Here is an 8,488-nt window from a genome sequence, read left to right on the forward strand (position 1 = left end):
GCCGGGCGTCCGGGCGGCGGCAGGCACCCCCGTCCAGCGGGTTCCCGGCCACCCGACCAGGTGAAGTACGCCGTTTCGGTGCGCCGACCCCGCCGAGTACGGCAGGCTCGCTCCACCATGTCCTGGGCGGGGCACACTCCGGTCTCCGCCCCACGCGCGCACACGAGGGTGGAGACGATGACCGGCAGACGCAGGGCGCTCGCCAGAATCCTGACGCTGTGCCTGATCCTCGGCACCGGCGGTGCGTTGCCCTCGGCAGCCACCGCCGGTGCCGCCGAGGCGGCCCCCGGCGCCGCGGCCGACGACCGGGCCGCCGCCGATCAGAACACCATCTCCACCGACAACCTGCGCACCGGCTGGGACCGCAACGAACCCGGTCTCGCCCCCGCACAGGTCTCCAGCTCCGACTTCGGCCAGCAGTTCTCCACCACCGTCGACGGCCAGGTCTACGCCCAGCCCCTCGTCGTCGACGGCACCCTCGTCGTCGCCACCGAGAACAACAAGGTGTACGGGCTCGACCCGGCCTCCGGCAAGATCAACTGGACCAGGAACCTCGGCGCGCCCTGGCCCGCCTCCACGATCAACTGCGGCGACCTCGTCCCCAACATCGGCGTCACCTCCACTCCCGTCTACGACCCGGCGAGCGGCTCCCTCTACCTCACCTCCAAGGTCGACGACGGCGCCGACACCCAGCACCCCAGCTGGTACGTGCACGCCCTCGACCCCACCACCGGCGGCGAACGCAGCGGCTGGCCGGTCAAGGTCGCGGGCGCCCCCACCAACGACCCGAGCCGCTCCTTCAACCCGTACACCGCCGCCCAGCGCCCTGGGCTGCTCCTCATGAACGGCTCCGTGTACGCCGGTTTCGCCTCCCACTGCGACCGCGGCCCCTACGTCGGCTACGTCCTCGGCGTCAACACCAGCACCCGCAAGACCACCCTGTGGGCCACCGAGGACTCCTCCGCCGACGGCAAGGCCGGCATCTGGCACAGCGGCGGCGGCCTGGTCTCCGACGGCGCCGGACGGATCCTCTTCACCACCGGAAACGGCGTCACCCCCGCGCCCGGCCCCGGCAAGATGCCACCCGGTCAGCTCTCCGAATCCGTCGTCCGGCTCGGTGTCAACAGCGACGGCACCATGTCCGCCCAGGACTTCTTCGCCCCGAGCAACGCCAACCAGCTCGACCTCAACGACACCGACCTCGGCTCAGGCTCCCCCGTCGGCCTCCCCGACAGCTACTTCGGCACCAGCGCCCACCCCCATCTCCTCGTCCAGATCGGCAAGGACGGCCGGCTCTTCCTCCTCGACCGCGACGACCTCGGCGGCCGCAGCCAGGGACCGAACGGCACCGACAAGGTGCTCGGCGCCTTCGGACCGTACGAGGGGGTCTGGGGCCACCCGGCCGTGTACGGCGGCGAGGGCGGCTACGTCTACACCGTCGGCTCCCGCGGCCCCCTGCGCGCCTTCCAGTACGGCCTCACCGGCGCCGGGAAGCCCGCGCTGACCAACACCGGCCGCAGCCCCGAGAACTTCGGCTACACCTCCGGCTCGCCCGTGCTCACCTCCACCGGCACCAACTCCGGCTCGGCCCTCGTGTGGTCGATCTACTCGGACGGCGCCAACGGCGCGAACGGCCAGCTCCGCGCGTACGACGCCGTCCCCGTGAACGGCACGCTCAAGCTGCGCTGGTCCGCGCCGATCGGCACCGCGTCCAAGTTCGCCACCCCCGCCACCGACGGCGGACGGATCTACGTCGGCACCCGCGACGGCCACGTCCTCGCCTTCGGCCGCCCCGCCAACGCCGCTCTCAACAGCAACCCCGTCGACTTCGGCAAGGTCGCCGTCGGCAGCACCGGAAACGCCACGGCCACCGTCACCGCCACCCGTGACGTCACCATCAACTCCGCGAGCACCCCGTCCGGCAGCGCCTTCTCCGCGAGCCCGAGCGGCCTGCCCCGTACCCTGCACGCCGGCGACACCTACTCCGTACCCGTCTCCTTCACGCCGGCCACGCCCGGTTCCGACAGCTCGGTGCTCACCCTCGCCACCGACCTCGGCGAGAGCGCCGTCGGACTGACCGGTTACGGCACCCGGCCCGGCCTGTACGCCTCGCCCGCCTCGCTCGACTTCGGCACGGTCGCCACGTCCACGAGCAAGTCGCTCGGCATCACCTTCACCAACACCGGCACCGGGCCCGAGACCGTCTCCGCGTCCGCCCCGCCCGGCGCACCGTTCACCGCGACCGGACTCCCGGCGAACGGCACCGTCGTCCAGCCCCAGCAGTCCGTCTCCGTCCAGGTGACCTACGCCCCGACGAGCGACGGCACCGACTCCGGCAGCCTCTCCGTCACCGGCCAGAACGGCACCGCGACCGTCGACCTCAAGGGCACCGCCGTTACCGGCCAGGCCAAGCTCACCATCACCCCGACCTCGACCGACTTCGGCACCGTGAAGGTCGGTCAGTCCCTCACCAAGACCTTCGACATCAGCAACAGCGGCAACATCCCCCTCACCGTCACCAAGGCCAAGGCGCCCGCGGCCCCCTTCCAGGTCAGCACCCCCCTCAGTGAGGGACAGGTGCTCAACCCCGGCGACGTGATCCACCAGGCCGTCACCTTCGCGCCGACCTCCGTCGGCACCGTGAACGCGAGCTACGAACTCACCGCCGACGACGGCCAGGGCGCCCTCGCCGAGCGCCTCGTCGGCACCGGAGCCGCCGGCACCGGCGTCACCGTCCCCGGCCCCAACGCCGGCGGCTGGACGCTCAACGGCAACGCCCAGATCTCCGGCAACGACCTCCAGCTCACCCAGGCCACCCCGAACCAGCGCGGCACCGCCGTCTGGCCCGTGCCCGTGCTCACCGACGGCCTCAAGGCCACCTTCACCACCGCCATCGGCGGCGGCACCGGTGCCGACGGCCTCGGCTTCGCCCTCCTGGACCCGGCCGGGACCACCCCGAGCGCGCTCGGCGCCCTCGGCGGCGGGCTCGGCTACAGCGGACTGCCCGGCGTGGCCGTCACCTTCGACACGTACGACAACGGCACCAACGACCCCTCGGCCAACTTCGTCGGCATCGCCACCAGCGGCAGCGGCTCCAGCCTCACCTACGCCTCGACCACCACCAACGTCCCCAACCTGCGCTCCGGCACCCACGCCGTGACCGTCGCCGTGAGCGGCAAGACCCTCACCGTCTCCGTCGACGGCACCCAGCGGCTCAGCACCAGCGTGGCCTCGCTCCCGCCCAGCGCACTCCTCGCCTTCACCGGCGCGACCGGCGGCAAGACCGACATCCACGCCGTCCGCAAGGCGACCGTCACCGCCACCGCGTACGCCGTTCCGCCGCCCGGCCCCAACGGCTGGACGTACAACGGCAGCGCCGCGATGTCCGGCACCAGCCTCGAACTCACCCCGCTCCAGACCTACCAGCGCGGTTCGGCCGTCCAGGCCACCGCCGTGCCCTCGGCGAACCTCAAGGCCCGCTTCACCGCCACCATCGGCGGCGGCACCGGCGCCGACGGGATGACCATGATGCTCCTCGACGCGAGCAAGGCCACCCCGAAGGCGCTGTCCGCCAACAGCGGCGGCAGCCTCGGCTTCGCCGGACTGCCCGGCGTGGCCGTCACCCTCGACACGTACGACAACGGGGCGAACGACCCCTCGGCCAACTTCGTGGCCGTGGCCACCGGCGGCAGCGGCACCACCCTCACCTACGCGGCCACGGCCACCAACGTGCCGAACCTGCGCTCCGGCAGCCACACCGTCGACGTCGTCGTCACCAGTACGGGCCGCCTCCAGGTCAGCGTCGACGGCACCCGGGTCATCGACGTCGCCGTGACCCTGCCCAAGAACGTCCTGGTCGGCTTCAGCGGGGCGACCGGCGGACGCACCGACCACCACACGGTCACCGGGGTGCGGATCGGATACTGACGTCAGCCCGGCGACACCGCGCTCACGCGCATACGGGCGGCGGCGGCCTCACCGGCCGTCGCCGCCCGTCGGCCTGCCGCCCCGAGTCCGCCGGCGGCGGACGGGGCGGGTCAGGGTCAGAGCCGCGCGAGGATCTGCTTCAACCGGTCGATCTCGGCGGTCTGCGTCCGCACCACGTCGTCGGCCACCCGCTTGGCCTCCGGGTCGCCTCCGCTCTGCTGCTCCGTCTTCGCCATGGACACCGCGCCCTCGTGGTGGGCGATCATCAACTCGGCGAACTTCCTGTCGAAGGCCTTGCCCTTCGCCGCGGCCAGGTCCTTCATCTCCTGGTCGGTCATCATCCCGCCCATGCTGTGGCCGCCGCCCATGGACTCGGGCCTGCCCCAGCTCTTGAGCCAGGACCTCATCTTCCGGATCTCCGGGTCCTGCGCCTTCTCGATGTCCCCGACGATCTTCCTGATGCCGGGGTCCTGGGCGCGGGTGCCGGCGAGCTTCGCCATTTCCAGGGCCTGCTCGTGGTGCGGGATCATCATCTGCGCGAACATCACGTCGGCGTCGTTGAACGTGCCGTTCCCCTGCTCGCTCCCGTCGGCGGAGGCCGTCGCGCTCGTGGTCGCCCTGCCGCCGTGGTCCATGCCGGCCATGGAATCGCCGTCGGAGCCGCCGCAGGCGGCGAGCAGCAAGGCGGCGGCGGCCACGCCACCGGTCAGGGCGAGCCTGCGGGCGGTGCGGTTCTCGAAGGTCATGAAGGCACGCATGTGGATCACACCTCGTGTGTGTCGATGGTTCTGGGGTGGGTCGTACGCGTTCGCGGGCAGGGCGGCGTGAAGTGCCCGCCCGACGGCGGTACGGCCTATATCCGCAGGATCGACAGCGAGGCGAGGTCGGGCGGCCGCGGCGGCGGCGCGTGGGGGCCGAGGCCCGGACGCAGCCGGGCCGGGAGCGGCACGGTGCGGCCGGGGCGGCGGGCGAGGGCGGCGCGGACGAGCGCGGCGAGCAGCCAGGCGCCGAGGACGGCCACGCAGAGCGTGGTCATGTCCATCCCCGTGCCGGTGTCGGTGCCGTGGCCGGGGGCGTGCGAGGAGGGCGCGGAGTCCTCGGAGTCCTCGGAGTGGGCCTGGGTGGACGCGTGTGTCATGGCCCCGCCGTCCATGGCGGCGGCCGGGCCGTCGGGGTGGCCGACCGAGTGCATCACGAAGACGCCGAGCGCGAGCACGACGACGAGCAGCAGCCGCGCCAGGGCGCCAGTGTGCCGCTCTCGTCCGGTGCGCACGCTACGACCTCCTCCCGCGCTCCTCTCGGGCCGACCTTACCGGATACCCCAGGTGGGTACCTCCGCGCATCGGGCGCGTGTCGGCGATGCGCGGGCGGGTGACCGCCCCGTGAACGCGCGGAGGCCGGCGGGCGCCCCGCGTTCGCGGAGCGCCCGCCGGCCTCCTCCTCAGGTCCTGGCGGCCGGTGGTCGTGTCACTCCGGAAGGTCGCCGACCATCGCGCCGGCCAGACGCAGATGCGGTGCCGCCTCCTCGCTCCGGCCCTGCCGCTCCAGGGTGCGGCCGAGCATCAGCCGGGCGTAGTGCTCGACGGGGTCGCGCTCCACGATGACCCGCAGCTCCTCCTCGGCCCGGCCGAGCTGGGCCGAGTGGTAGTACGCCCGGGCGAGCAGCAGCCGCTGCGCCGTCTGCTCCGGGTGCTCGGCGACCAGGCCGCGCAGGATCCGGGCCGCGGTCGGATACTCCTTCGCCTCGAAGAACATCTGCGCGCGGTCCCAGCGGTCGGCTGCCGTGCCGAACTCGTAGTAGGTCTCGTCGCTCACCGGGCCTCGTCTCTCCTGTCGTTCGTGCTGACGGCTGTCACAACACCCGATGGTGGTTGAACATTCCACCAATATTGTGGTGCGGGTCCCCGCCCCACGGCGTCCCCGACAGGAATAGGTTGAGCGCCATGAGCAATCTTGATCGCCAGGCCGCCCTCCAGGTCTGCGGCGGCCGGGGCTTCGTGGTCGCCGAACCGGTACGGGAACTCCTCAGCCCCCGCCACGTCCAGCTCGGCGAATCCACCGAGGTCCGCCGACTGCTCCCCAACCTGGGCCGCCGCATGGTCGGCGCCTGGGTCTTCGTCGACCACTACGGCCCCGACGACATCGCCGACGAACCCGGCATGCAGGTCCCGCCCCACCCGCACATGGGCCTGCAGACCGTCAGCTGGCTCCACGAGGGCGAGGTGCTGCACCGCGACTCCACCGGCAGCCTGCAGACCGTCCGCCCGCGCGAACTCGGCCTGATGACCTCCGGCCGGGCCATCTCCCACTCCGAGGAGAGCCCCAAGGCGCACGCCCGCTATCTGCACGGCGCCCAGCTCTGGGTGGCCCTGCCCGACGCGCACCGGCACGTCGAGCCGCACTTCCAGCACCACGCCGAGCTCCCGCACGTCACGGCCCCCGGCCTCACCGCCACCGTCATCCTCGGCGACCTCGACGGCGCCGCCTCGCCGGGCACCACGTACACCCCGATCGTCGGCGCCGACCTCGCCCTCACCGCCGGCACCGAGACCCGGCTGCCCCTCGAACCCGACTTCGAGTACGCGGTCCTCGCCATGTCCGGCGAGGCACACGTCGACGGCGTGCCCGTGCTGCCCGGCTCGATGCTCTACCTCGGCTGCGGCCGCACCGAACTCCCGCTGCGCGCCGTCTCCGACGCGGGCCTGATGCTCCTGGGCGGCGAGCCCTTCGAGGAGGAGATCGTCATGTGGTGGAACTTCGTCGGCCGCACGGACGAGGAGATCCGCAAGGCGAGGGAGGACTGGATGACCGGCGACCGCTTCGGCGAGGTGAAGGGGTACGACGGGGGCCGGCTGGACGCCCCGGAGGTCCCGCCGACCCAGCTGAAGGCGCGGGGACGGGTGCGCTGATCCGGTCTTCTGGCGAGGCCGCCCCGAGCTGCCGGCGTACGAGGTGACCCGCTGCCGTGTCGGTGAACAGCACCGTGAGGCTCCCCGGGCGCTGAGGGGATGCTCAGCCCTTCACCAGCAGGCCGCGGCGGCGCAGCACGGCGCGTTCCAGGGGGCTGAAGATCAGCAGGTCGATGGCGACGCCGACGAGCAGGATCAGGATGATCGCGAGGAAGATGCCCGGCATGTCGAAGTTGTTGCGGCCGTTTTCCAGGAGCTGGCCGAGGCCGAGGCCGAGGTCGGGTGAGGAGGCGATGATCTCGGCGGCCATCAGTGAGCGCCAGGAGAATGCCCAGCCCTGCTTGAGGCCGGCGAGGTAGCCGGGCAGTGCGGCCGGCATGACGATGTGCCAGGCGCCCTTGAGGCCGGTGGCGCCGAGCGTCTTGCCGGCCCGCAGGTAGAGCGGTGGTACCTGGTCGACGCCGGCGACCAGGCCGTTGGCGATGGAGGGGACGGCGCCGAGCAGGATGACGGCGAACATCATGCTGTCGTTGAGGCCGAGCCACAGGACCGCGGGTGCCACCCAGGCGACCGAGGGCAGCGACTGCAGGCCGGACAGGATGGGGCCGATCGCGGTGCGGATCACGCCCACCCGGGCGACGAGCAGGCCGAGCGGCGTGCCGATCGCGAGAGCGAAGAGGAAGCCGAGCAGGGCGCGCGACACGCTGGTCCACAGCACGTCGAGGAGCGTGCCCTCCAGCCACATCGCGGACAGGCTGTCCCAGACAGCGGATGGAGCCGGCAGCTTGCCCTCGTCGGCGACCTTCAGGACGACGAGCAGCTGCCACGCCGCCACCACGAGCGCGACGGCGAGGAACGGTGGCAGGATCTTGTTCAGGAGGATCTCGCGCACCGGGGTCCGGCGGATGTGCACCGTGTCGAGAGCGTCGAGCCCGGCCTCCAGACCCGCGAGGTCGTCGACCTTGGCGAGTTCGCCGGCCGCGGTCGTCTCAGTGCTGGCCATGGCGGCGGATCTCCCCACGCAGGTGTTCGGTGATCTCGAGGGACAGTTCGGCGACGTCGGCGTCCTCGATGCGGCGCGGTTGCGGGATGTCGATGGTCCACTCGCGGGCGATGCGGCCGGGGCGGGAGGAGAGCAGGACGACACGTTCGGCCAGGCGCACGGCCTCGCGGACGTTGTGGGTGACGAAGAGGACCGACAGCTTCGTTTCGCGCCAGATGCGGGTGAGTTCGTCGTGCAGCACGTCGCGGGTGATGGCGTCGAGCGCGGCGAACGGCTCGTCCATCAGGAGCAGGTCGCTGGCCTGGGCGAGGGCGCGGGCCATGGCGACGCGCTGGCGCATGCCGCCGGACAGCTCGTGCACCCGCTTGCCGTACGAGCCGCCGAGCCGGACGAGGTCGAGGAGCCGTTCGGCCTCCGGGCGGCGCTCCGCCTTCGGCACGCCGCGCAGCTTGAGGGCGAGTTCGATGTTCTTGCCCGCGCTGAGCCAGGGGAACAGGGCGTGTTCCTGGAACATCAGGGCCGGCCGGCCGCCGGGGGTCTCGATGGATCCCGCAGAGGGCCGGTCGAGCCCGGCGACCAGGTTGAGCAGGGTGGACTTGCCGCAGCCCGAGGCCCCCAGGAGGGTGACGAACTCGCCGGGGGCGACATC

At 72.3% G+C, this 8,488-nt stretch carries 7 protein-coding genes; 2 read left to right on the plus strand and 5 right to left on the minus strand.

Going from position 1 to position 8,488, the window contains the following annotated elements; translation table 11 throughout:
• The first annotated feature begins 177 nt into the window (after positions 1 to 177).
• Positions 178 to 3,927 (plus strand): choice-of-anchor D domain-containing protein, encoded by a 3,750-nt coding sequence (locus tag ACIRSU_RS09410; protein WP_403790165.1) that lies wholly within the window; start codon positions 178 to 180, stop codon positions 3,925 to 3,927.
• Between the two features lie 116 nt (positions 3,928 to 4,043).
• Here ACIRSU_RS09410 and ACIRSU_RS09415 read toward each other — a convergent pair whose 3' ends face one another.
• From ACIRSU_RS09415 to ACIRSU_RS09425, 3 genes are all read right to left on the minus strand, one after another.
• Positions 4,044 to 4,685: a DUF305 domain-containing protein gene (locus ACIRSU_RS09415; protein WP_403790167.1), complete on the minus strand. Its 642-nt coding sequence runs from the start codon at positions 4,683 to 4,685 to the stop codon at positions 4,044 to 4,046.
• A gap of 95 nt (positions 4,686 to 4,780) precedes the next feature.
• Complete coding sequence (locus ACIRSU_RS09420; RefSeq protein ID WP_403790169.1) at positions 4,781 to 5,200, minus strand: DUF6153 family protein; 420 nt, start codon at positions 5,198 to 5,200, stop codon at positions 4,781 to 4,783.
• A gap of 194 nt (positions 5,201 to 5,394) precedes the next feature.
• Complete coding sequence (locus ACIRSU_RS09425; protein WP_403790234.1) at positions 5,395 to 5,682, minus strand: tetratricopeptide repeat protein; 288 nt, start codon at positions 5,680 to 5,682, stop codon at positions 5,395 to 5,397.
• Positions 5,683 to 5,870: 188 nt separating this feature from the next.
• Between ACIRSU_RS09425 and ACIRSU_RS09430 the strand changes: the two genes are divergently transcribed.
• Positions 5,871 to 6,836 (plus strand): pirin family protein, encoded by a 966-nt coding sequence (locus ACIRSU_RS09430; protein ID WP_403790171.1) that lies wholly within the window; start codon positions 5,871 to 5,873, stop codon positions 6,834 to 6,836.
• 103 nt (positions 6,837 to 6,939) lie between these two features.
• On the opposite strand, the gene ACIRSU_RS09435 is transcribed toward ACIRSU_RS09430, so the two are convergent.
• Both ACIRSU_RS09435 and ACIRSU_RS09440 read right to left on the minus strand, forming a co-directional pair.
• Entirely contained in the window at positions 6,940 to 7,839 is a 900-nt protein-coding gene (locus tag ACIRSU_RS09435; protein WP_403790172.1) for an ABC transporter permease, read from the minus strand.
• The coding region (locus ACIRSU_RS09440) for an ABC transporter ATP-binding protein (protein WP_403790174.1) at positions 7,826 to 8,488 on the minus strand (663 nt) is incomplete at its 5' end. The genes ACIRSU_RS09435 and ACIRSU_RS09440, both read right to left, overlap by 14 nt.

It is taken from the genome of Streptomyces sp. NPDC101160, assembly GCF_044768205.1.
GTDB lineage: Bacteria > Actinomycetota > Actinomycetes > Streptomycetales > Streptomycetaceae > Streptomyces.